This window comes from Virgibacillus sp. NKC19-3 (genome assembly GCF_019837165.1).
Taxonomy (GTDB): Bacteria; Bacillota; Bacilli; order Bacillales; family Amphibacillaceae; genus Virgibacillus_L; species Virgibacillus_L saliphilus.
This window is the reverse complement of sequence record NZ_JAGYHC010000001.1, coordinates 1,862,622-1,886,735: the sequence shown is the minus strand read 5'-3', so window position 1 is coordinate 1,886,735 and position 24,114 is coordinate 1,862,622. Positions and strand designations below refer to the sequence as shown.

General features: G+C 38.5%; 26 protein-coding genes, 1 riboswitch and 1 other annotated feature. Of the genes, 5 read left to right on the top strand and 21 right to left on the bottom strand.

The features are described from left to right. Nucleotides 1–6: 6 nt before the first annotated feature. Nucleotides 7–492 (bottom strand): dUTP diphosphatase, encoded by a 486-nt coding sequence (locus tag KFZ56_RS09040; RefSeq protein WP_222641633.1) that lies wholly within the window; start codon nucleotides 490–492, stop codon nucleotides 7–9. 118 nt (nucleotides 493–610) lie between these two features. Between KFZ56_RS09040 and KFZ56_RS09035 the strand changes: the two genes are divergently transcribed. After that, nucleotides 611–1,003, top strand: a complete 393-nt coding sequence (locus KFZ56_RS09035; RefSeq protein ID WP_222643956.1) for a sigma-w pathway protein ysdB — start codon at nucleotides 611–613, stop codon at nucleotides 1,001–1,003. Nucleotides 1,004–1,040: 37 nt separating this feature from the next. Here the strand turns inward: KFZ56_RS09035 and KFZ56_RS09030 are convergent, their stop codons facing one another. The 12 genes from KFZ56_RS09030 to KFZ56_RS08980 all read right to left on the bottom strand — a co-directional run bounded on the left by KFZ56_RS09030 (nucleotide 1,041) and on the right by KFZ56_RS08980 (nucleotide 10,156). Further along, nucleotides 1,041–1,613: a TVP38/TMEM64 family protein gene (locus KFZ56_RS09030; RefSeq protein WP_222641632.1), complete on the bottom strand. Its 573-nt coding sequence runs from the start codon at nucleotides 1,611–1,613 to the stop codon at nucleotides 1,041–1,043. A 67-nt stretch (nucleotides 1,614–1,680) separates the two neighbouring features. Then, a complete protein-coding gene (locus KFZ56_RS09025; RefSeq protein WP_222641631.1) occupies nucleotides 1,681–1,959 on the bottom strand; it encodes a DUF1294 domain-containing protein in 279 nt (92 codons plus the stop codon). A gap of 67 nt (nucleotides 1,960–2,026) precedes the next feature. Further along, entirely contained in the window at nucleotides 2,027–2,383 is a 357-nt protein-coding gene (gene rplT / locus KFZ56_RS09020) for a 50S ribosomal protein L20 (protein WP_222641630.1), read from the bottom strand. 29 nt (nucleotides 2,384–2,412) lie between these two features. Then, entirely contained in the window at nucleotides 2,413–2,610 is a 198-nt protein-coding gene (gene rpmI / locus KFZ56_RS09015) for a 50S ribosomal protein L35 (protein WP_222641629.1), read from the bottom strand. Between the two features lie 29 nt (nucleotides 2,611–2,639). Then, nucleotides 2,640–3,143, bottom strand: a complete 504-nt coding sequence (gene infC, locus KFZ56_RS09010) for a translation initiation factor IF-3 (protein ID WP_222643955.1) — start codon at nucleotides 3,141–3,143, stop codon at nucleotides 2,640–2,642. A 74-nt stretch (nucleotides 3,144–3,217) separates the two neighbouring features. Beyond that, nucleotides 3,218–3,344 (bottom strand) — a sequence feature (ribosomal protein L20 leader region). 327 nt (nucleotides 3,345–3,671) lie between these two features. Next, a complete protein-coding gene (thrS, locus tag KFZ56_RS09005; RefSeq protein ID WP_222641628.1) occupies nucleotides 3,672–5,618 on the bottom strand; it encodes a threonine--tRNA ligase in 1,947 nt (648 codons plus the stop codon). Between the two features lie 343 nt (nucleotides 5,619–5,961). Beyond that, nucleotides 5,962–6,237 (bottom strand): sporulation protein YtxC, encoded by a 276-nt coding sequence (gene ytxC / locus KFZ56_RS20055; protein ID WP_375540675.1) that lies wholly within the window; start codon nucleotides 6,235–6,237, stop codon nucleotides 5,962–5,964. Beyond that, nucleotides 6,186–6,818: a sporulation protein YtxC gene (ytxC, locus tag KFZ56_RS20050; RefSeq protein WP_375540674.1), complete on the bottom strand. Its 633-nt coding sequence runs from the start codon at nucleotides 6,816–6,818 to the stop codon at nucleotides 6,186–6,188. Before ytxC (KFZ56_RS20050) ends, ytxC (KFZ56_RS20055) begins: the two co-directional genes overlap by 52 nt. Nucleotides 6,819–6,953: 135 nt before the next feature. Beyond that, entirely contained in the window at nucleotides 6,954–7,880 is a 927-nt protein-coding gene (gene dnaI / locus KFZ56_RS08995; RefSeq protein ID WP_222641627.1) for a primosomal protein DnaI, read from the bottom strand. A gap of 4 nt (nucleotides 7,881–7,884) precedes the next feature. Further along, complete coding sequence (locus KFZ56_RS08990) at nucleotides 7,885–9,243, bottom strand: replication initiation and membrane attachment family protein (protein ID WP_222641626.1); 1,359 nt, start codon at nucleotides 9,241–9,243, stop codon at nucleotides 7,885–7,887. Nucleotides 9,244–9,271: 28 nt separating this feature from the next. Continuing rightward, the gene (gene nrdR, locus KFZ56_RS08985; RefSeq protein ID WP_222641625.1) at nucleotides 9,272–9,736 is read right to left on the bottom strand and encodes a transcriptional regulator NrdR; all 465 of its coding nucleotides are present in this window, start codon (nucleotides 9,734–9,736) and stop codon (nucleotides 9,272–9,274) included. Nucleotides 9,737–9,760: 24 nt separating this feature from the next. After that, nucleotides 9,761–10,156, bottom strand: coding sequence for a cytosolic protein (locus KFZ56_RS08980; RefSeq protein ID WP_222641624.1), 396 nt, complete (start codon nucleotides 10,154–10,156; stop codon nucleotides 9,761–9,763). A 479-nt stretch (nucleotides 10,157–10,635) separates the two neighbouring features. Between KFZ56_RS08980 and KFZ56_RS08975 the strand changes: the two genes are divergently transcribed. Continuing rightward, nucleotides 10,636–11,940 carry a S8 family peptidase gene (locus KFZ56_RS08975; protein WP_222641623.1) on the top strand — a complete coding sequence of 435 codons (1,305 nt, stop codon included), beginning with the start codon at nucleotides 10,636–10,638 and terminating at the stop codon, nucleotides 11,938–11,940. 53 nt (nucleotides 11,941–11,993) lie between these two features. Here KFZ56_RS08975 and KFZ56_RS08970 read toward each other — a convergent pair whose 3' ends face one another. The 4 genes from KFZ56_RS08970 to tenI all read right to left on the bottom strand — a co-directional run bounded on the left by KFZ56_RS08970 (nucleotide 11,994) and on the right by tenI (nucleotide 14,683). Beyond that, on the bottom strand, nucleotides 11,994–13,013 hold the full coding sequence (locus KFZ56_RS08970) for a thiazole biosynthesis adenylyltransferase ThiF (RefSeq protein ID WP_222641622.1): 1,020 nt from the start codon (nucleotides 13,011–13,013) through the stop codon (nucleotides 11,994–11,996). Then, nucleotides 13,013–13,777 (bottom strand): thiazole synthase, encoded by a 765-nt coding sequence (locus KFZ56_RS08965; protein WP_222641621.1) that lies wholly within the window; start codon nucleotides 13,775–13,777, stop codon nucleotides 13,013–13,015. The genes KFZ56_RS08970 and KFZ56_RS08965 overlap by 1 nt, the downstream gene beginning before the upstream one ends. Before the next feature lies 1 nt (nucleotide 13,778). Continuing rightward, a complete protein-coding gene (thiS, locus tag KFZ56_RS08960; protein ID WP_222641620.1) occupies nucleotides 13,779–13,982 on the bottom strand; it encodes a sulfur carrier protein ThiS in 204 nt (67 codons plus the stop codon). A gap of 83 nt (nucleotides 13,983–14,065) precedes the next feature. Next, nucleotides 14,066–14,683: a thiazole tautomerase TenI gene (gene tenI / locus KFZ56_RS08955; protein WP_222641619.1), complete on the bottom strand. Its 618-nt coding sequence runs from the start codon at nucleotides 14,681–14,683 to the stop codon at nucleotides 14,066–14,068. A 112-nt stretch (nucleotides 14,684–14,795) separates the two neighbouring features. Then, nucleotides 14,796–14,903: riboswitch (TPP riboswitch) on the bottom strand. A 206-nt stretch (nucleotides 14,904–15,109) separates the two neighbouring features. Here tenI and KFZ56_RS08950 point away from each other — a divergent pair. Next, nucleotides 15,110–16,504, top strand: coding sequence for an FAD-binding oxidoreductase (locus tag KFZ56_RS08950; RefSeq protein WP_222641618.1), 1,395 nt, complete (start codon nucleotides 15,110–15,112; stop codon nucleotides 16,502–16,504). A gap of 321 nt (nucleotides 16,505–16,825) precedes the next feature. Here the strand turns inward: KFZ56_RS08950 and KFZ56_RS08945 are convergent, their stop codons facing one another. Genes KFZ56_RS08945 through ectA form a run of 3 tightly spaced genes read right to left on the bottom strand, consistent with a single transcriptional unit; the run spans nucleotide 16,826 to nucleotide 19,074 of the window. After that, a complete protein-coding gene (locus KFZ56_RS08945) occupies nucleotides 16,826–17,212 on the bottom strand; it encodes an ectoine synthase (RefSeq protein ID WP_222641617.1) in 387 nt (128 codons plus the stop codon). 52 nt (nucleotides 17,213–17,264) lie between these two features. Then, complete coding sequence (gene ectB, locus KFZ56_RS08940; RefSeq protein WP_222641616.1) at nucleotides 17,265–18,539, bottom strand: diaminobutyrate--2-oxoglutarate transaminase; 1,275 nt, start codon at nucleotides 18,537–18,539, stop codon at nucleotides 17,265–17,267. A gap of 4 nt (nucleotides 18,540–18,543) precedes the next feature. After that, complete coding sequence (gene ectA / locus KFZ56_RS08935; RefSeq protein ID WP_222641615.1) at nucleotides 18,544–19,074, bottom strand: diaminobutyrate acetyltransferase; 531 nt, start codon at nucleotides 19,072–19,074, stop codon at nucleotides 18,544–18,546. A 568-nt stretch (nucleotides 19,075–19,642) separates the two neighbouring features. On the opposite strand from ectA, the gene KFZ56_RS08930 reads away from it, so the two are divergent. Further along, nucleotides 19,643–20,389 (top strand): SDR family NAD(P)-dependent oxidoreductase, encoded by a 747-nt coding sequence (locus tag KFZ56_RS08930; protein ID WP_222641614.1) that lies wholly within the window; start codon nucleotides 19,643–19,645, stop codon nucleotides 20,387–20,389. Nucleotides 20,390–20,770: 381 nt separating this feature from the next. Then, on the top strand, nucleotides 20,771–21,673 hold the full coding sequence (gene thpD, locus KFZ56_RS08925; protein WP_222641613.1) for an ectoine hydroxylase: 903 nt from the start codon (nucleotides 20,771–20,773) through the stop codon (nucleotides 21,671–21,673). 300 nt (nucleotides 21,674–21,973) lie between these two features. Here thpD and KFZ56_RS08920 read toward each other — a convergent pair whose 3' ends face one another. Beyond that, nucleotides 21,974–24,088, bottom strand: coding sequence for an FIMAH domain-containing protein (locus KFZ56_RS08920; RefSeq protein WP_222641612.1), 2,115 nt, complete (start codon nucleotides 24,086–24,088; stop codon nucleotides 21,974–21,976). Nucleotides 24,089–24,114 lie beyond the last annotated feature (26 nt).

The following is a 24,114-nucleotide window of genomic DNA, read 5'->3' as shown; positions in this document are numbered from 1 at the left end:
ATTTCATTAGTATCCTTGATCTTGCCGTGCATAGTTCACTTCATTTTTCTTTAAGTAGGCATCCTGAATATCAGCTTCTGTAAATCCTAGTAATCCGCCAAGCTGTATATAGCTTTCAAATAGACGTACATAATTTTCTTCTGTTGGATCTTGCTTAAAAATGGTACAGGCTTCAAATACATGGTTAAATTGTTCGGTTTCGTTTCGTACCGTTATGCCTAATTCTCTACCATCATATTGATACCCTTTTTCGATTCCTAATGATAAAATAAAATGAGTTCCATCAACATATTCTTCCAATATAATGCTTTTTTCATTCCTTGGTTTTTCACTCCAAAATTTAAAACATCTTGTTTCATTGGCAAGTTCACCAAGCTCTACGAGTAGTGCGAGACATTTCTCCTGAAAAACATCCCTTTTTCGTAAGTCATGTTTTTCCTCAATATAATTGTCCAATTGTTCTTGCATGGAATATAGTGCCTTCCAATCCATTTTGAAATTACCTCATTTCCTTTTTTTATGATTGTATCATGAATTCTCGCAAATAGTGAAACCAAGTAAAAGCTCAAATCGTATAATAGGATAATAAATAACAGGGAGACGGTTCATGATGATCGTTATTTTATTTCGGGTATTAATACTTATAGCACTTGGTCTCCTCGTCTATACAGTGATTCAATATATACGCAATCCCCAAAGAAGATTGCGTATTGCCAAAGAGTCCAATACATTTTACTTTGTAGACGAACTGGAAGATAGTAAAAAAAACCTTCAATTTACGTACAAAGGATGTTTATTTGAAGGGGAAAAATACCTTGGTACCACCGAGGAAGCATTTGAAGTTGTAAATGTACATGTTACTGTCCGTGACCCACTGGAATTACGGGGATTAACGCGGGAGGATTTATATTTTTTGGAGCGTGAAATACTGATACGCTACCCCTACGCCAAAATTGAATGGAAACACCCCATTAATCAGCTATTGTTAACCAATATGAATTAGAAAATCACTCATCTTTTCATAGACGAGTGATTTTTTCCTACGTACTTACCTGGAAGAATTCCTGCCACTTAATAATAATCTCCTTTCTTCTTAATAGATAAAGAAATGGTAATAATGCGGTTAAAAATACGAAGATGTGAAGTGGGGTTAAATTAGATATCCAACCGCCAACGGAAGTATATACTAATGCTAAAGGGATATTAGATAATAAAGATGATTTCGTATAATCTTTAAAACTTGCAGAAATTTCAATGAGACAGAGTGATAAAAGGTGAAAATGAATAAATGGTACAAGCCGTAGGAGTGTAATTTGTGATGTTGTTAACTCCGCATTTTTACCTATCATTTTCTTTTTTACATCCACTAATTTATGAAATGATTTCGGCATCCATCTTATAATAAAATAAAAAACAACACTAGACAAGGTAATACCGATAATGGAATAAATGGTTCCTGCAACCGCCCCGAACAATATACCACCTGAAATACATATGAAAACAACAGGGAGAAAGAACAATGGCCGTAGTAGATGGAAACTAATGAAAAGAATTGGGGCAAACAGTCCACCAGTCTCGATGAAGGCCATCAAGTAATTCCCAAAAACCTCCATACCTAACCTCCTTCTTTTATTCCTATTTGAATGTTCCTCGTACATGTATATGACAATAGACGAGCCTTTATGACACGGAAACGAATATGTAGGCAATTCCTATAAGTTGGAAGATGATTAAGAAAGGCATGCCGATGACAAAGGATCGATGTTTGGTTTTATGCCGGAACACCTTCATTCCACTATAGCATCCTAGTGAGCCACCGCATACCGATAATATCCAAAATGTACGTTCAGGTATGCGGTACTGCTGCTTTTTGCTTCTAGTTTTATCCCTCCCCATCAAGAAAAAAGTAATTGCATTTACACCCAATATATAAATGATGATTGTGTTTAATTCGTTCATCGTTTACTCCTTTAATCACAAAAGACCAAACCCATTCTCAAGTTGGATTTGGCCTTAACACTGACATTTATTTAAGAGCCTCTTTTGCTTTGGTTGCTAGTTGATTAAATGCTTGTTCATCATTGATAGCGAGATCTGACAACATTTTACGGTTAATGTCGACGCCTGCTACTTTTAATCCATGCATTAATTTGCTATAGGATAGATCATTCATGCGAGCTGCAGCATTAATACGAGTAATCCATAATTTACGAAAGTCCCGTTTTTTCTGTCTGCGGTCACGATATGCATACATACCTGATTTCATCACTTGTTGTTTCGCTGTTTTAAATAATGCTCTTTTTGAGCCATAATAACCTTTTGCTAGTTTTAAGACGCGTTTACGACGTAGACGCGTTACTGTTCCACCTTTTACACGTGCCATAATAATTCCCTCCTAGTAAATCGATTTATTTATTTATAAGGCATCATTGTTTTAATACGTCGATAGTCTCCTGCCGATACAATAGCACTCTTGCGTAATTTGCGCTTTTGCTTTTGTGATTTATGTGCAAACATATGGCTTGTGTAAGCATGTGACCGTTTAAGTTTACCAGTACCTGTTTTTCGAAAACGTTTTTGAGACCCTTTGTGTGTTTTCATTTTAGACATCGTGAATTCCTCCTTGTTAACCTGAGTGATTATTTCTCTTTTGCCGGAGCGACCATCATAAACATATTGCGACCTTCCATTTTGGGTTTAGATTCAATCGTTGCTATATCTTTAACCTCATCAGCAAAACGATCCAAAACCTCCCGTCCAAGGTCCTTGTGTGTGATCGCACGTCCACGGAAACGAACGGCTGCTTTAACTTTATCCCCTTTTTGAAGGAATTTTCTAGCGTTTTTTAATTTTGTTTCAAAATCGTGGTCGCCGATTCCTGGCGTAAAACGTACTTCTTTTACGTTAATTACTTTTTGTTTTTTGCGCGCTTCTTTTTCTTTCTTTTGCTGTTCAAAACGATATTTCCCGAAGTCCATGATACGACAAACTGGTGGTTTTGCATTTGGAGCAACCAATACTAAATCCAGATTTCTGGTTTGTGCAATATCCAACGCTTCATTACGTGATTTCACTCCAAGTTGATCCCCATTTGAGTCGATAAGACGTACTTCTTTAGCACGAATCTTTTCATTGACATTCATTTCTTTGCTAATTGCCAGCCACCTCCAAATTTTTTTAAGAAACGAAATCGATCTATAATGGACAAGTAAATTTTTTAATAAAAAAAGTGTCGGTACAATATGCACCCACACGTCTCCTAATCATGATGAGAAGAATATGAACCAGTCAACTGCTGCATCCAGCGTCGATCAGGTGAGAAGCGGGTGCTTCTACTTGTCTTTAGATCATTTATTTTTGCAACCAATTTAGAATAACAGCTTCATTTGATAATGTCAAATAAAACTTTTAATCTAATGTTACATATAGTATAACATGTCTACATGAAAAGGCCAAGAATACAAAATCGTATTCCTGGCTCGCATTCTTTATATTGGCCCTTTTTGTAAACATTGTTGCTTTTAAAGCTTGCAGTTGATAGAAACTGTGACATTTCCGTAGCGGTATCCCTGCGCTTAACTATCATTAGAACGAGAACCTTCTCATAAAGTTACTTTCACTACGTCGCAGTTTCTATCTTTTGTGACAAAGACAACAACGAAACAGACCTGTTATTTTCTTAGCGTCTTTTCCTCAACTTCCTTATTGATCATTGCAACAAAGTCGTCGAAACCTAGTGTTTCCGATTGTTTTTCCCCGTACCTGCGAACATTCACTGCGTTCTCCTTCACTTCATCATCTCCTAAGACCAATGAAAAAGGTACTTTCTGTGTTTGTGCTTCCCGGATTTTGTAGCCGATTTTTTCATCTCGTTCATCAATCGTAACACGTAAGCCTTGACGTCTTAATTTATCCTCTATTTCTTTTGCATAATCCAAATGAAACTGTGGTGACACTGGAATGATTTTTGCTTGTACTGGTGCGAGCCATGTAGGGAAGGCTCCTTTATATTCTTCAATCAGAAATGCCACAAAGCGTTCCATTGTTGATACGACTCCGCGATGGATAACCACTGGGCGGTGTTCTTTTCCATCTTCTCCAATATAGGTTAAATCAAAACGTTCCGGCAACTGGTAATCCAGTTGTACCGTTGAAAGGGTCTCATCCTTACCTAATGACGTTTGTACCTGTACATCCAGTTTCGGACCATAAAAGGCGGCCTCTCCTATTGCTTCAACATAATCCAGGTTCATGTCTTCCATTGTTTCTTTCAACATGCTTTCCGCTTTCTCCCACATCTCATCATTGTCGATGTATTTTTCTTTATCCTCTGGATCACGATAGGACAGACGGAAATAGTAATCATCTATACCAAAGTCTTTATAAACCCTTTGTACAAGCTCCACAACCCGGGTGAATTCCTCTTTTAATTGCTCCGGTCTTGCAAAAATATGCGCATCATTCAATGTCATCGCCCTTACTCGCTGAAGCCCTGCAAGAGCACCACTCATTTCATAACGATGCATGGTGCCAAGTTCCGCAATTCGAACAGGTAAATTACGATAACTCCATAACTGATTTTTAAAAACCATCATATGGTGCGGGCAGTTCATCGGGCGTAATACAAGCTCTTCATTATCCATTTCCATCGTAGGGAACATATCATCCTGATAGTGATCCCAATGACCGCTTGTTTTGTATAGATCCACATTTGCTAAAACAGGTGTATACACATGATCATAGCCAAGTCTCTCTTCAATATCTACAATATAGCGTTCAATCTGTCGCCGGATTGTTGCACCTTTAGGGAGCCAAAGTGGCAGGCCTTGTCCAACTTCCTGATTAACAGTAAAAATATCCAGTTCCTTTCCAAGCTTGCGATGGTCACGTTCCTTACGTTCTTCCAATAAATTCAGATAGTCATTTACCTGAGATTGTTTTTCAAAGGCTGTCCCATAGATACGTTGCAGTTGCTTATTATTACTGTCTCCGCGCCAATATGCACCAGAAATGCTTAATAGTTTGAAGGCTTTAATTTTATTGGTTGAAGGTACATGTATACCACGGCAGAGATCAAAAAATTCACCCTGCTGATAAATGGTAACCTGTTCGTCTTCAGGAATCGCATCAATCAATTCCAGCTTCAAATCATCCCCGATTTCACGAAACATTTCTTTTGCTTTCGCACGTGATACTTCCATGCGTTTAATCTCCAGTGCTTCATCAACAATCCGCTTCATTTCTTTCTCTATTTTCGGAAGGTCTTCCGGTGTTATCTTATGCTCCATATCCATATCATAGTAAAATCCTTCTTCAATGACTGGACCAACACCAAATTGAACGTCTTTATAAATGCGCTTTATAGCATGAGCCATTAGGTGTGCCGTAGAATGACGCATCACCTCTATACCTTCCTGATCTTTATACGTTATAATTTCAATCTTTCCACCATGATGCAATTCACGTTTTAAATCAACGCGTTCATCATCCAGCTTAATCGCTATTGCCTGTTTCTTTAAACCTGAAGAAATCGAAGCTGCAATTTCTTCCCCAGTTGTACCTGACGGGAATTGTTTCACTGTCCTGTCCGGAAATGTAATTGAAATTTCTGCTGCCATAGTAATCGCTCCTTCATATAATATATCTTTTAGACGTTAAAAAGACGCCCATCCCTCTGCAAGTTACGCAAAGGGACGAGCGCCTGAGACGTCGTGGTTCCACCCTATTTTCCATCATTTGATGGCTTCATCAATCTTTAACGCAGATAATACGCCACTATTTACTGACATTTCCATAGCAGGGTTCGAAGGCGGTAATTATTTGTATGCATAGTGGAAGCTTTCAGCCGCTGGCTTCCTTCTCTTTTCTATACAAAGATAAAATAATCGTATCCTCGTCTTTACCTTTTACCTACATGATATATAACCTGTATTATAGCCGTTTATAATTATAAAATCAAGCCTATTTCTGTTGTTTTTTTAACAAATGTTGAAATGGAAAATGATGATAGGCTTTGAAATCTACTTTTTCCTGAAAAACATTAATGACTGTTAATGTCTTCGGCTCAGATGGGTCATCCCCATACATTTTGATTTTTTTCGGTGCCATAGCAACAAGCGGCGCCAAATTTAATTCATCTTCGTCCAATCCAACTATATAGAGTGGTTCGCTTTTCATAAGACTTCTTAACTCCATTGTTGAAATTTGTTTACCATTATGTTTATAAAAAGTAAACATATTCCCCTGTAATACATGAATCGTATCAAAGCTCGGATCTTTTTTACAATGTATTCACGAAGCATATTCACAAAAGCCTGATGATCTTCCTCCCGCTTAAATTCATCAATAGCAAGTCCCACATAGTGAATAAGTTGATTTCTAAAATCTTTCAAACGAAATTGTATGATGGAATCATAATGGATTGTTGTTTCGTTTTTTATTGATGCGCTAAATAAGGATTTTAATATTTGACTTGGGTCTTCTGTATTTCTTACTTGCAGACTATCGGCATTTTCTCCCGCAAAAATCCATTCTGTCAAATCCAAAATCCGTTCGATTTCATCACTATTGGTATAATAATAAATCCTTTTAATGGTACTTTCTATCATGTTCCTTAAACGGTGCGCAATAAAAACATCCGTCATTGATTGTGCTATAGTCTCAATCAATTCATTTTCAGGTAACTTATTTTCTAATTGTAAATGATTCCCCCAATCTTTGTTCGTTTTCCAGTGTAATTCAATTTGCTTATTGTAACTGAATAACTGTTCACAAAAACGAATTACTTCCTTATCTGATTCAAAATAAATTTCAAGCAATACAATCACCCTCACCCAACACCAAACTGTTACATTATATGGACGGATAATTGAAAACATGTATAAACCATTGAAACTAGTTAAAGTAAGAAAAGGTGGTAGACAGGATATCCTGTCTACCACCTTTTCTCCATTTTATTCTCTGCGATTCTCTCCAATGATTTCAACCGATTTACTAACCTGTTTAATTCGTTCAATAATTCTACCTGCTTTTACCGTTTCGACACCCGAACGCGTTGCCGCCAACTGACTTTCCAATTGATCCAAGTCATAATTTGAAGTGAAGAATACCGGTAGCTTTTCCATCATTCGATATTGCAGTATAGACCCCAGTATTTCATCACGAAACCAGGCAGATTGCATTTCCGCACCGATATCATCCAACATCAACACGTCTGCTTTCTTAAAAAGTTCTATTTTCTCATTGATAGAATCATCTTTCATGGACGCTTTCATTTCCCGAACAAATTCCGGCATATAAATTAATGTTGATGAAATGTGGTATTCTTTTAATTTATTGGCAAGAGCTCCTAAAAAATACGTTTTTCCAACACCAAACGGACCATGAAAATAGATTCCTTTTTTAGGCAAATCGGATTTTGCTTGCTCGACAAAGTAAATCAATTCACGAATCGCACGAACTCTTTCAACATCATTGTCAATATCATCAATCGTTGCATCCAAGATCTCTCTTGGCATATATAAACTTTGAATCAAATTTTGCTGCTCGATTTGCTTTTCATATGCAATCCGATTATGGCATTTTTCATACGAGAGACGAATTTCATTATTTTCAACATGTAAAATAGGCGAATACCCTTGAATCATATTTATACATCCGCCAAATGAGGAACAATGGTCACATTGTTTGGATTGTGTCTTGTATTCATATAGTTTAATCAGACTTTTCTCCATTTCCAGTTGGGTTAATTGCGGATGTTTTGCTATAAAATCCTTAATTTCAGGGTCACTTAACACTTCCTGTTTAACTTTTGTATAATTTTCTTTGAAATGCTTATTTTCCTGCATCCATTTTCTCAATGTAGATTGTACTGGTTCCATATTATCATCCTTGGATGTGATTATTTTTGTTTCTGCTTGAATACTGACGTAGCATGGCAGCAACTTCTTCTTGCTCTTTTGTCGTGTCTATATTATTCGTATCTGGTTGTTGTTTACGATTCTTATTCTTTCTTTCTTTAAACCAATCCGGGACAACTTCATTTGATTCGGCTTTTCTATAGGTTGACTTGGATTTAGAAGCTGCACCTTTTTGATATCTATCTTTTTCTTTTTTGGCGAAAGCCATGGCTTCTTTCGCTGTTTTTAAATTAGCTCTGGACCAGTGACTTGCAATCTTCTCCAGATATGCTTTGGATAGCTTCATGTTTGACTGCAATAACACATAATGAATCAATACATTCATAACAGGAGAAGGCAGTCCTTGTGTTGTCATTACACCACGTATAACCCTCATATCCTGTTCAGAAGCATGGTTACCACTTGAGAGGTCTTCCAGTAATTGCTTCGGAGAGATTATTTCTAATTCGTGGATAAGCTGGTCCTCTTTTGTTTCAGGTTTCTTTGTTGTTTCATGTTGACTAGATACAGCCTTATTTTTTAATTGGATGGGTGTATCATTATATTTTTGTTTAAACAGATCATGACAGGCTGTTTTAAATTCTTCTGCGTCCAGCCTATTATCTGAAGTTAATGCCCATAATACACTTTTATCTATTTCATGCGCATATAAATCATACAATTGCATCATTTGAGAAATCAATTTTTTGTTTTCTGGTGTTAAGACTTTGCCCACAGGGATCATCCGCTGTTTTAACATCATTTCTATCCAGGAAAAGTCTGTTTTTTGCTCTGACGTCGCCGGCTTTTCTTCATTTGAAGATACTCCAACTGTCCCAAGGGAAGGCTCAAACGTTTGAAATACATCATGGAAAGATGCTGTTATATCTGTTCCGATCTGTCTTTTTGGTGTTGTTACGTAATGGTTCTTCAACTCTTTAAACTTAGCGTCACCAATATGATGAAATAAGAGCTGCGTAAGCATTGCATCCTTGAAAAAATCCTTTGGCGCAAATGGACTTTGCAACTCGTACGTGTACATATTGGTTGTTTCTGTATTTTGTTTATATGTTTTTAACAGTCCAATGGCTTCAAGCTTTAACCTTGCCTGGTAGATCTCATCCAATGGTATATTTAAATAATTCATTAATGTATGATGCGTTTGGGCTTCCCTTTCCCGTTGCAACTCCATGTCATGCAGAAGTGTTTGATATAACGTAACTGCGTGAGTACCAATAAGCGGTTGATACAAATGAGTTAATGATTTCCCGTAGTCAACAGGTAAATACGTTTTTAATACAACATAATATCCTTCCACAGGCAAAATTTTTCCAATAAAATGCATTATTCTTACTCTCCCTCTTTGTGGTACATCAGGATTTTTTATCTGCATTGATTAAATCCTTCAATTCATCGAGAAAGACACTGATATCTTTAAATTGACGATAGACAGAGGCGAAACGAACATATGCCACTTCATCAACTTTGGATAGCCTGTCCATCACCATTTCACCAATTTCATTGCTGTCCACTTCAGAAATACCGTCATTACGAAGTTCTTTTTCAACAGAAGAGGCTATTTCCTCCATTTTATCAAGGGGAATTGGACGTTTTTCACAGGCTCGGATTAAGCCCCGAACCAGCTTTTCCCTGCTAAATACTTGCCTATTCCCATCCTTTTTTACCACAATTAGGGGGACTTCTTCAATCCGTTCAAACGTCGTAAATCGAAAACCACAATTTTCGCATTCCCTTCGTCTGCGTATGGATTCCCCTTCTTCAATCGGACGTGAATCGAGCACTCTTGTATTTTTATTGTTGCAATTGGAACATCTCATTTCGCACGCCTCCGTTTTTCATTATTAACTCGTTTCTCTTGTCGTGATTAATGACAGATCTTTATTAATCCATTGATATAATTGTTGGATCACTTTTGTACTATAGCCGAAGTCAAAAGGAAGAACAGATTCCGTTGTCACAGAAAAGTCAATCGCTGTATAATACGGCCTAACCATAATCACTGTAGCAACAATAAATGCCTTCTTCCCCTTTTTCATAAGCACACTGATTTCACCGTGCTCTTTAGAAATGGAATTAATTTCATATCCATCAGAATGGATGAATAAATTCTCCAACATTTGCATTCCTGTATCTTTGGTTGTCTTATAATAATGTGTCTGAAGTGATGTATTCTCATGATTCTCGCTTGTTTCTGCGTGATTATTAAAATACGTATTAATTGTACTGCGAAATGACATTCTCTCCACCCCAAATCGAAGTTATCGTAATATGTATATTACTTTATTTTAACAGAACTTCCGAAAGAAGTCTTCCTATTCAAGGATATTGTATTCTACTTCCCCTATTTTAAATAGTTATTACCATATTCATGCAAGAATAATTCCTTCTGTAAATTTCAGGAAGTTGAACGAAACATACTGACAAAGCAAACCGATAGTGATGTGCCTCTTCTCCTTCAGACTTTTGTATCAAAATAATATATATATTCATAAAAGTTAGTTATTTAGATGGATTGTCCACTCTCTATTACCCTGCTATGCTTTTATTAAAGGACAAGCCCCTATTAGATCAAATTAGATAGGATACTCACTCTCTTTACCAAGAAAAAACATAGTTTAAATTATAAAACTAGTAGAGGGGGTGATCTCACGTTGTTCTAGTGCCACTGTTGCCAATGCTAGTAGGTTTTAAAACTAAAATCCTGAGGAGGCAAAAAATGAGTAACAGAAAAAGAATATGGTATGAAGAAGCTGGTCGAAAACTAGATCCAGGTTTAGTGGAACAATTACGTGTTAAAAGAAAACAAGATCCTTACGCAATCAGCAATACTGATGATATACCTGTCATTGTTTACGTTAACAAGAATTCGGACAAAGCTATAAGAGACGATCTCCTGAATACCTGTCAAAAAGATAGTCGCAGTAAATTAGACAAAGACTTACGATTCCACGGAACCGTTGGCGGGAAGTTAACGCCGCAAATGATCAAACAGATTAAGGATCATGAGGCAGTTGATCGGATATTCTATGACCGTGAAGTAACATGCTTTCTGGACATTGCAAGCAGACAAATCGGAGCTGTTGATGTACAAGAGCATCATGACTTTACCGGAAACGGTGTAACTGTTGCTGTCATTGATACTGGAATCTATCCCCATGCAGATTTAACGGAACCCGATAATAGAATTATTGCTTTTAAAGATTTTATTAACGATCAGAACGATCCTTACGATGATAATGGACACGGGACACACTGCGCGGGCGACGCAGCAGGAAATGCTAGTAAGTCAGATGGCTTATATATTGCTCCAGCATCTGAAGCTTCCGTTATTGGTGTGAAGGTTTTGGATAAGGATGGCGCGGGAAAACTATCAACCATCATTGAAGGAATTACGTGGTGTATGGAACACAAAGAAGAATATAATATTCAAATAATTTCTCTATCTCTGGGTGCTCAAGCATATGAATCGTATAGGGATGACCCGCTAGCACAGGTTGTACAAGAAGCATGGCATAACGGCATCGTCGTTTGTGCAGCGGCTGGTAACAATGGCCCGGAGCAGAAAACCATTAGTACACCTGCTATTAATCCGTTTATTATTACTGTTGGATCTACGTCTGACCAGAATACGGGTACGCGATCAGACGATCATATTGCAGATTATTCAAGCCGTGGTCCAACGATCGATTCATTGATTAAGCCGGATATCTATTCACCAGGGACAGACATCATTTCTCTGTTAGCACCAGAATCTGAGCTGGAACAACAGTTACCTGAACAAATCGTCGATGAACATTACCTGCAATTATCCGGTACGTCGATGGCCACACCCATATGTGCAGGCGTCATTGCACAAATGTTAGAAGCCAATCCAACCCTTAGCCCCAATGATGTAAAAAGTATCCTCCAGACAACGTCTCAACCAATGCTTAATGATATATGGGGATATATCGAGGCGCGAACAGCTGTAGAGATGGCGCTAGATTATGTCAACGACCACCAACAGCGTGTAGCTGAGTAAGACGATCAGAATGTTTGTTGTATAAATACTGCCCCACAGTTTATTCTGTGGGGTTAACCAAAGTAACGATGATAAAGTGTTTTAGCTTCTGTGATATCTTTCGTCCCATGAACGAGTGTACGACCATCTTGGAACATAACGAACCGCTGCTTATCCATGGTAAAAGAAAGAAGAAAATCATTTTGTTCCACTTTACCTCCCATTGTAGAAAGCATCTTGGCGATCCCCTGTAGATCACGATCTTCACGCTTTGATGGGCGAATCTGAACCGTATCCCTTCCGCATAAAACCGCCGTCTTGGTTTGATTTTCAAAAGTAAGAAAGGGATACGTTGCATTTGCACCACAAGAAGAGCAAGCTGCTTTTTTCATACTGGAAACATTCATCTTGGAATGATGATTTTTCCAAAGATCAAACGAAACTAACTTCCCACTAAGTGCCTCCCAATCTTCCGTAAGTATTTTTAAAGCTTCTGCTGTTTGATAGGCAACTACCATACTAGCAGCTGGACTAATAATTCCAGCAGTATCACACGTTAGCCCACCGATCGGTACATCCTCCATTAAACAGTGCAGACAGGGAGTTTTACCAGGAATAATTGTAAAGCTAATACCATAACTTGCAACACAGGATCCATAAATCCAAGGTATTGTATATTTTTGTGCTATATCATTTATTTGCATGCGAATATCAAAATTATCTGTAGCGTCTAGAATCAAATCAACGTTTTCTGCTAGTTTTTCAAATACTTGAGGCGTCACATCCAGAATATGGCTCTCGATTTCTACTTCTGAATTAATTTGCTGTAATCGCTCCTTAGCGGCAATGGCCTTTGGTACCCGATTTGCCGCATCCACCTCCACATAAAGCTGCTGCCGTTGCAAATTGCTCCATTCCACATAATCGCGATCCACGATTGTTATTTTCCCGACTCCTGCACGAACAAGGGATTCGCCACTTCCTGTTCCAAGTGCTCCAGCACCGATTAATAATACATGTTTTCTCTTTAGTTTTTGTTGACCCTGCTCACCAATTGGGGTGAACAGGGTCTGTCTGGAATAACGATCATTCATCAGACACTCATTCCTTCCATTGGACTACTTGCCGTTGCGGTTCGCTTTTTCGGGATTCTTCCTGCTTCATAAGCCAAACGTCCAGCTTCAATAGCGAGCTTCATCGCTTTTGCCATTTTGACCGGATCACTTGCCGCTGACACAGCAGTATTTAAAAGAACTGCATCCGCTCCAAGTTCCATTGCAAATGCAGCATCCGCAGGCGAACCGATTCCAGCGTCAACGATAACTGGAACTTTTGATTGTTCTATAATCAAGCTTAAGTTGAGTGGATTAATAATCCCTTGTCCGGATCCAATCGGAGAAGCACCTGGCATAATCGCATGTGCACCAAGCTCTTCCAGCTTTTTAGCAAGTACCACATCATCGGAAGTATATGGCAATACGGTGAATCCTTCTTTTAGTAATTCTTCCGTTGCTTTTAGCGTTTCCACAGGATCAGGAAGAAGGGTCTTATCGCAACCAATAACTTCTACCTTAATCATATCACATAAGCCAGATGCCTGAGCTAGTTTCGCATGACGAACAGCTTCTTCAGCCGTTTTTGCTCCAGCCGTGTTTGGCAGTAGCGTAACTTTCTCCACATCAATCTTTTCAAGGAAATTCGGCTGACTTGGCTCATAGATATTCATACGGCGAACAGTGAAGGTTAAGATTTCCGGCTTTGACACTTCCACTGCTTGCTTCTGGACATCAATATTTGGATATTTTCCTGTACCTAACAATAATCTGGAGTTAAATTGTTTTTTGTTGATGGTTAACATGTTAACCGCCTCCTACAAATTGGATTAATTCTATTTTGTCTCCATCAGCTATTTCTGTAGTAGTATGCTCATTCTTTTCCAAAATTCGGTCATTATGTTCTACAATAACAACAGGGTTACTTATCTTATAATGTTCGATTACTTCTTTAATTGTGGTAACTGCTGTTGGTATCGTTACAATCTCCCCATTTAATTGTAATGTCATGTTCTCACCTCCTTTGAGCTATTTCGAATCATAAGCGATGGAATCTTCCTTCACCTCCTCGAGCAATGCTGACATCATAATGGTTATTCATCATACACTCCCTTTTCCATATTTATTCTATATTCTTTAACCGCTTCTACAGGATCGTTTGCTAATAATACACCTGACAAAACCGCGATTCCCTCTACACCTGCTGCTAGTACCTGCTTTGTATTTTCCGGCATAATACCACCGATTGCTATGACTGGTAAATGAACTGTTTCTGTTATCCTCTGTAAATGATCAAGTCCTCTCGGAGGTATTCCTGGCTTCGATGAGGTAGCAAAGATATGACCATAAAGGAGGAAATTTGCACCCTTTGTCTCTGCCTCCATGGCTTCTTCTATAGAATGGACGGAACAACCTATTTGTAAAGTAGGAAAAGATTCTTTTACCAATGAAAGATCAGCACTTTGGTGTGTAAGTTGCACTCCGTTTGTCTTCATCATATATGCTATATCGATACGATCATTTATCATTATTTTTTTAACTGGAATTCCCTCTTCAGCTAATGCTTGCACGACAGCTACAAGTTTACTGGCAGACCATGTCTTTTCTCGTACATGGATGACATCCACATATTTATGAATCTGTCCTGCAATCGTAACAAACGTTTTCATTGATTGCCGGCCAGTAGAAATAACATGTAATTGTTTTGGCATGACAAAGGCACAACCCATCTAATAGATTCTTATATACATATAAAAAAGACCACTTTTCATCATGCAGCGCATAAAGAAAGTGGCCCTCTAGAATACATAAGTTAGCTTTGTAGTCATCGGCAGATTACTTCCCTACGCTGGCATCAACCAGATCAGGTTCAAAGGGTCTCAAAGTGAAACTTTAATCTCAGCCTTAACAAAGGCACCCCTAGTAGTTCATATCATTTTATTTTATTTTAACACGCATGAATATTTTGTCAATAATGGAATGTTTTTTATTATCTAATATCGCTTATACAGCAGTAGAAATGAATAATCCTTCCCTATGTATTTAAGCTATAGATTTTCTACTTCACATCATTTATACTAGACTATAAAATCAGAAATTTCTTTAACATACCTATTTAAAAAGGGAGAGAAATAACCATGGAAACAGCAATAACGAATGTAATACATGGATTAGAGAAATGGTTGCGAAAAGATCAAGTTACCATGAACGAGACTGTTCTGGAAGAACACAGCACAGATGAATCTTATCATACACCAAGTTCTCCAGCTGTAGTGGTATTTCCTGAAAATGCTGAAGAAGTGAGCGAAATTGTTCGTCTAGCTGATAAATATGAGATCGCGGTTGTTCCTTATGGCTTGGGAACAAGCTTAGAAGGTCATATTATCCCTTACGAACATGGCATAACCATTGATTTTTCGTTAATGAACAGCATACTGGAGATTCGGGAAAAAGATTTTCTAGTAAAAGTACAACCAGGTGTGACACGTTCCCAATTAAATAAAGAACTGAAAAAATACGGGTTATTTTTTCCAGTAGATCCAGGGGCAGATGCAACACTTGGCGGTATGGCTGCTACGAATGCCAGTGGAACAATGTCTGTCCGCTATGGCATCATGCGTGACCAAGTCCGAGATTTAGAAGTTGTACTTGTAGACGGAAAAACGATACACACTGGCAATTTAGCGGAAAAGTCATCATCCGGTTATCATCTGAATGGCATTTTTGTAGGGTCTGAAGGTACACTAGGTTGTTTTACAGAATTAACGCTAAAGGTATACGGTATACCAGAACATCAAATAGCTGCAAGAGCATCATTTAACATGGTGGATGATGCAGTCGAAGCTGTCACAGCTATATTACAAGCCGGAGTGCCAATTGCCAGAATGGAGCTTTTAGATGAGCCATCTATGGTGCAAGCGAATCAATATAGTGAAACAGGCTACAAAGAAGTACCAACATTGTTTTTAGAATTTCACGGAAATGAAGCAGGTCTAACACAGGATGTTTCATTTGCGGAAGATATCCTCAACGACTTCGGCTGTTTAGAAGTAACATTTGAAGCAGAAACTGCAGCACGGAATAAGCTTTGGGAAGCAAGACATCATGTACTCTACGCTTACACTCATGGCTACCCGGGAAGAAAATTAATGATAACGGACGTTTGTCTCCCTATTTCTGAATTAGCAGGAGCTATTCAAGATGCAAGGAAAACCCTAAGGGCATTAAGCCTTCAAGGCGGCATCGTCGGGCATGTAGGTGATGGGAACTATCATATTTTTTTAATGATTGATCTCAATAACCCCGAAGAAGTTCAAAATGCGAATCAATTAAATGAACACATCGTTGAATACGCGCTTAACCGTGGAGGTACTTGCACCGGCGAACACGGCGTTGGAATTGGAAAACAAAAATATCAGAAACAAGAACATGGTGAAGCGCTTCATCTGATGGAGAAAATAAAGTCGACGCTTGATCCGCGTGATTTATTTAACCCGAATAAGATTGTGAAGCAGAATGTTTCAGCAGAATGAGGGTAGTAGTGGTGCTTTTTTTCCGGAAGATGAGTAGCTCCCGTATAGGTATGGTTCTCTCCCGATCGACCCTCTACCGTTATGGAGACGCGTTCTCCCAGTTTACCATAGCTCTATCTCGAACAGAAAATTTGCCGTTCCTAGTCGTAAAAGCACCTTCCCTATCAGAGAAAGTGCTTTTACTTAGAGTGTATAATGAGGAAGGAGACCCTCTATGATTCTGAAGCTCAAGCTGAAGTGTGCGCCTCCCATTAATATTCTCTCTTCTTCTTACCAAAAATTAAGAAGAAACTAAACCGCGACTGATTCCTTCTCTAAACCCTATTCGGTCAATAACGGATAATATCCTTCTTCATTATGTGTTTCTCTTCCTACAAGTGGCGGGTTGAAGACACAAACCATGCGCATCTGCGTTCTGGCGCGTAGTCGATGCTTGTCATTTTCATTGAGGATATACATCGTTCCTGCTTTAAGTTGGTATACATCACCGGTTTCGACTTTTTCAATTTCACCTTCGCCTTCAATGCAGTACACTGCTTCGATATGATTTTTGTACCAGAAGAAATTATCTGTTCCCGCTTTAATAATGGTATCATTCATGCTGAAGCCTACTCCGTCTTTTTTCAACAGAAAGCGGCGACTCGTCCAGTTTTCTTCAGATGTTTCATCTTCCGTTCCAACAATCTCTTCCAGTGATTTTACGATCATTTCGATTTCTCCTTTTCCATTATAAAATATCTATTCATTGGTATATTGTCGCTTAAGCAAGAACATGCTTGATACTATCATCAAGAATACCGAGTCCTTTCTCAAGCCCTTCTTGCTCAATCGTTAGTGGTGGCAAGAATTTAACAACCTCATCATTCGGCCCGGAAGTTTCCACAATCAAACCGCGCTTAAACGCTTCTCCGCAAATGTCACTTGCAAGACCTTCTACGTCGATTGCTATACCTTGCATTAATCCTCTTCCACGAGCTTCGGCCTTAAGTTCGGGATATTTTTTCACCCAATGGTTGACCATATCTGCCAAGATGCTGGCTTTCTCTTGTATCGCATGACTTAATTCATCTGTCTCCCAATGAGTCAAGGCTTCTGTTGCTGCAAGAAATGCCAAATTATTTCCACGGAATGTTCCGTTATGCTCACCGGGTTCCCATTGATCATACTCTGGTTTAATTAATGTAATGGCCATGGGCAGTCCAATTCCGCCAATTGATTTGGAAAGACAGACAATATCTGGATTAATTTCGGCAGGCTCAAAACTAAAGAATGTACCAGTTCGTCCGCAACCTGCTTGAACATCATCAATAATTAATAAAATATCCCAACGTTTGCAAATACGTTCGATTTTTTTCATCCATTCCATCCTAGCCGCATTCATGCCACCTTCTCCTTGAACTGTTTCCAGAATAATGGCTGCCGGCAGGGCAACACCACTTCCGCTGTCCTCTAGAAATCTTTCCAAATAAGCAATTGAATTCTGATCTTCCACATAATCATCGAATGGCATGGATACCGTATGATGAAGCGGGATGCCCGCACCATGACGTTTAAATGAATTAGCTGTCACCGAGAGCGATCCAATTGTCATTCCATGAAAAGCATTTGTGAAACTAATCACCGTATCTCTATCGGTTACTTTTCTGGCTATTTTCAACGCACTTTCTACGGTATTTGTACCCGTTGGGCCGGGAAACATAATCTTATAATCGAGATTACGTGGTGTAAGTATTACTTCTTTGAAGCGTTCGAGAAATTCCTTTCTTGGAGATGTTCCCATATCGAGGCTGTGTATAATTCCATCATTTTTAATATACTCAATTAATTTTTCCTGCATTGCATCACTATTATGGCCGTAATTCAGCGCTCCTGCCCCGGCAAAAAAATCAATGTACTCTTTTCCTTCTATATCCCACAATTTATATCCTTTTGCCTTTTCAAAAATGGTCGGCCATCCCCTGCTGTAGCTTCTTACGGTCGATTCTATTTCTTCAAACGTTTTCATTTCCTTATCGCTTAATAAAGCCGTTGTCATGAAATCATCCTTTTATCCATATTTTTTCTTCTTCAATCGGTCCGATTTTAAACAATAATTCATCTTCATGGCCTTCTCCGGGAAAATCATTTGATGAAAAATAATCGTCTACCTCACAATGGGTCTTCAGCTTTTGGGCAAGACCTTGAAATAGGTTTCGTGACGGCGTATTTGATGGAGATACAGTTGCTTCTACATATTCAATAGCCCCGCAATGTTCACGGTTTAGCAGTTGAAACAACATTTTCGTCCCCAATCCATTACCACGTTCGGATTCATTAACAGCTACTTGCCAAATGAACAATGTATTCGGTGTATCCGGATGAATAAACCCGGAAATAAATCCGACAGTCTCCCCTTCTCTTTCCGTGACAATCGATGTTTCTGAAAAAATCTCACACCACATGAGATAGCTATAAGAAGAGTTAAGATCTAACACACCAGTTTGTTTAATTAATTCCCAAACAGCTGCACCATCGTCTTTATTCGGCTTACGAAAATGAAAATCAGTTTTTATGTCCTTTTCCCTTGTCAATTCACCAATACCGCTTTTGCTAATGCTCTCACCTCCGAAATGTGTTGTAAATGATGTACTATTTAAGATTAAATAAAACAAAGCCTTTCGTCAAAACGCGTTAAACGTTATACAACGCGTTTAAACTTGATTTTATTCGATTAATTAATAATAATTGCCACAGCCTATAAATAACGACCAAATAATAAAGAATAGACAGAATTTATAGGAATTAGGGAAAAATACAGGAGTTAATACATCAATAATTATTTCTCTAAATGCAAAAGAAGAATGAAAAAATATAGTTAATGGAATGGAGTAAGAATGATTTCAGTAGTAATTATGAACTATTTGTGAAATGTTTCACAAACATATTGTGTTTACCCTAAATTGCATTATACTAAAGATAGATACAGGATATTGTATTCCTCTTTTTACCATCTATTCTACCAAGATAAAACAAACGTATTAGATTAAAGCCGATATTTAACAATATGCTCTGAATATCCGTATCACATTTTTCAGATAATTATGATTGATATAAAACCTCTTATGAGGCTTTATATATATTTTGAATGGAGGGATTAACATGAGAGTAGAAGACAAAGTAGCTATTGTAACTGGTGCTAGTGCAGGTATTGGAAAAAGTATTGCAATAATGTTAGCAAAAGAAGGGGCAAAAGTTATATTAACAGATATAAAAGAAACGGAGGGGAAACAAGTTGTCGATATGATTAAGGGGCAAAATGGCGAAGCTACTTTCATTCACCAAGATGTTTCCAAAGATGACGAATGGAAAAAGGTTACAAAAATCGCAGAGGAAACATATGGTAAAGTCGACATTTTAGTAAATAATGCGGGCGTCTATATGGCTAAATCTGTTGGGGATACGACGTTAGATGATTGGGATTTCTTAATGGACATTAATGTTAAAGGTACTTTTTTAGGTATGAAGCATATTTTGCCATTAATGCGCAAACACCAAAGTGGATCCATTATTAATATGTCATCTGTTGCAGGTTTAAACGGTTCAGAAAATCATTCCTTATATTGTGCAAGTAAAGGGGCCGTAAGATTAATGACGAAAGCCGTTGCCGCAGAAGCAGGTACTGACAAGATCCGTGTCAACTCTGTTCACCCTGGCTTAATTGTTACTGAAATGGGAGATGATGTTATAAATGGTATGGGAATCACAGTTGAGGACTTTGCCCAAGGGACCCTACTAAAGAGAGCTGGGAATACAAATGACATCGCTCAAATCATCTTGTATCTAGCTTCCGACGAATCAACATATGTTACCGCTCAAGAAATGGTCGTTGACGGTGGTCTAGCATAATGATTTGAAACGTTATGACCGTACACAATAACAGGATATGAAGAAGCACCTCTGAATCGTATTCTCATACACGGGAGGTGCTTTTACTATATACCATATCAACCTCTTTAGAATGTAATCCATTATCATCTCTATAAACCTAAAATTCACGCAATGATCTTCAAAAAATCCAATCTATTAAAAACAACGCTTCCCTACTTCATTTATTTTTCCTAAGCGATGATTTGCTTGTTTTTTCTTAATATTTCTACTTTGATGTTTTTTAGTTGTTCTAGTAGGGTAGATAGGGAAACATAGGAAAGTTTCCTTAAATAAGCCGGTAATTAATCAACTATAGACGCGACATCGAAGGAATAAATTTTTTTGATAGGAGTGTTTATAATGGAAGATCTTTATCCATCCCGCCAAAATAACAAACCGGAAATTTTAAAGCGAAAGGATCCTGTGATTCACACAGATCGTTCAAAAGACAATCAAGCCCCCCTTTCGAAAGAACAGCTTGATTCGTATGAAAGAAATGGATTCTTGCAGCTTGAGGATTTCTTCTCTCCTCAGGAAGTAATGGCAATGCAAAACGGTATTTTTGAACTACAGGACGCTAGCCAGGATATCACTTCTGAGAAAGTGATCCGTGAACCACAAAGTGAAGAAATCAGATCAATTTTTCATGTGCATCATGATGACAACTATTTTAAACAAGTTGCGAATGATCAGCGCCTGCTCGATATCGTAAACTATCTTCTTGGAAGTGATGTCTATATACACCAATCTAGAATCAACTATAAACCGGAATTCTCAGGCAAAGAATTTGATTGGCATTCGGATTTTGAAACATGGCATGTGGAAGATGGAATGCCACGGATGAGAGCGGTCAGTCTATCGATTGCCTTATCCGACAACTATACATTCAACGGGCCTTTAATGCTTATACCCAGGTCCCATAACTACTATATCAGCTGCGCGGGTGAAACACCTGATGATAACTATAAAGATTCGCTGCAAAAACAAAAACTTGGTGTTCCTGATCATGACACCCTGCGCTGGTTAGCTGATCAAGGAGGCGGTATCTCCGTACCAACCGGAAAAGCTGGTGCCATTACCTTATTTGAATGCAATACCATGCATGGATCAAGCGGTAATATTACACCATATAGCCGCAACAATTTATTCATGGTTTATAATAGCGTTGAAAATCAATTGATCCGACCATATTCAGGAGGGAAAGAACGACCTGAATTCATTGCAGTACGGGAAGGTGCTGCAACCCTAAGTGGTAGTAGATAAGCAATAGCAAGGAAACTTTCCTGAATTAAAATTACTGGCACATCAATTTAGGCTGTCCCAAGTTGGAGTTTATTCCGCTGAGGCAGCCTTTTCTTTTTAATTATTTATTTTTACTTCCGGCAACTTCTTGGGATGTTACCAAATGAAATTAGTCCTCTCCTTTTAATCTTAGATAATCCTCGCTCTTGATACTTCTCTTTTAAATCACGTTTGACACTGATATTACTTGATTTATAACCTTTTCTTCATGAATTTAAATTCCCTGGGACAGATGATTACTGCCACAGGGAATTGTTCACACTATGCTTCTATCAATTTATCGGAATACGCTAGGAGCATATCATACGCTTCATCAGCGATCAACGCGTTTTCTTTGTAGTGATTGAGCAAATCTTGAAATCCTTCCATATGCTGGATGACTTTTTCCGTTTCTTTTTGATCTTCATAATGACCTACAGCCCTCAAGTGTGTCACCAGGGAATGAACAACTTCATCAGATTCAAATTCTCCTTCTTCGGCGAAGCTTTCCACCATTGTAATTATTTCAGCTGCTGTGATGTCTTCAGGTAAATCTGGATCAAGAAGGTCATCCGGTGCGTGTGGTGCTTCTAAACCTCCAATGCCAACACCGATAAATGCATAATCATTGATTGCTCCTGGAGTATAGTGGGAAATACCAACTTTTCCACCGTAGTTATTTCCTTGAGTCTCGATAACTTGCCAGGTTTTAGGTTCCTCTTCCCCATCTGGCCACATTTTCAATCGTAGGGCATCAGCATCCCTCTGTAATAGCACGCGATACCATTCCTCTTCCTTTAACGTAAATGGAAGTTCTTCGGAAGCAAGCGTTTCTGTACTTCCACCGTTACGTTCCATAATTCGAATAGTGCTTTCATCCGAATCTCCATTTGGCATTTGTGCATCGGCATAAATAGCATTTTCATATGTTGAAGAACCAGACATATGAAATCCAATTTCGAATAGCGTGTCCTGGACATTGCTTCCACGAACAAGCCCAAAAATCTCAGCGCTTCCAAAAATTTCACCAACTACATCCGAAGTTAAACCTCGTACGCCAGATCCTGCAACATATTGCAATCGGTTGGGTTCATCTAAAACTGTAAATTGGTCTTCCTGGCCTTGCCATATTGGAGACCAATCCTTAGGTGTTTGGCCAACTTCATCATCCGTAAAGTCTGTGGAATATTGGTCAGGTTCAGAAACACTAGGCTCATCTGGCCAATATTTTGGAATATCGTAAAAATCGTCACCATCTATTTCATCAACAGTATCATCTGCCATTTGGTTGGCTATGCCCCATAGTCCATCTTCAACAACTTCGATCAACTCTTCATCGTATGGAGTCTGTGGCTGTTGACCTGCCATTTCAAATAATACAGATGCACTTCCATTAAGCCCAAACGCCCCTAAGGCTATACCAGATAGATCATAGATATCAGGGTTCGTATATCGTGCCAAAACAGGATATTCATCGCTATCTGCATTCTCCTCCATGCCATTGGCAGCAGCCATTGTATAACGTCGTGACTTGTCTTGATCTAACTCTGGCCAGTCATCATACTTTGGGTTGTTTTCTGGCCCTAGAGGAGGGTAACTTAGCGCAACAGTGACATCTTCGTCCGTTCCTTCTAATTGTGGGGTTCCCATATGATGAAGATTCACATAAGCTTCTACTTCACCGAATTCATCTTGTAAATCTTGATATAAATCAGCAAGAATACGAGATTCATTTGATAAAAACAAACCAAAGTCTGCACTTGTTCCTGGAAGATCTTCAGGTTGAGGCTCATAATCCAGGTTTGGATTGAAATCCCGGTTAATATCAAAGCCATTATTTTCCTCGCTCCAATACCATGCTGGTTCAGCTCCTTCAAGTTGTGGATGATTGTCTACAACTTCATCCCAAGAAATATCATTTTGACGCTGAGATAGTTCTGAACCATCAGGATTTAACTTAGGAACCGTAATTATTGTTAATTCATCTCGCACCTCTTGCACTTCAGGATCATTGCTTGTCCCAAGTGTGTCAAGCATTGAAAGAATTGCCTCGGTTCCAGATTTTTCGTTACCGTGTATTTCACTATCAATAAGAAGTACCCTATCCCCATCTCCTACACGAGCAGCGTAAATCTCATTATTTTGATGGGAATTTCCTAATACATCAACTTCTACATTTCCATTGCTTTCTTCTTCTATCCGATATAATTCTTCACCTAACTCCTCATGGTTAGTCCATTCAGATAAATCATCATCTGCGATATCTATTTCAGCTTCATATTCATCCGCATCATTCATTTCATATGCAGGATCTTCCAACGCATTCAGTTCACTGGTTTGCCAAAGCGATATAGTCAAAACAAATAAGACTACTATTTTCCAACCAAGCTTGTTCAATTAAATAACCTCCTTAGAAATTGATT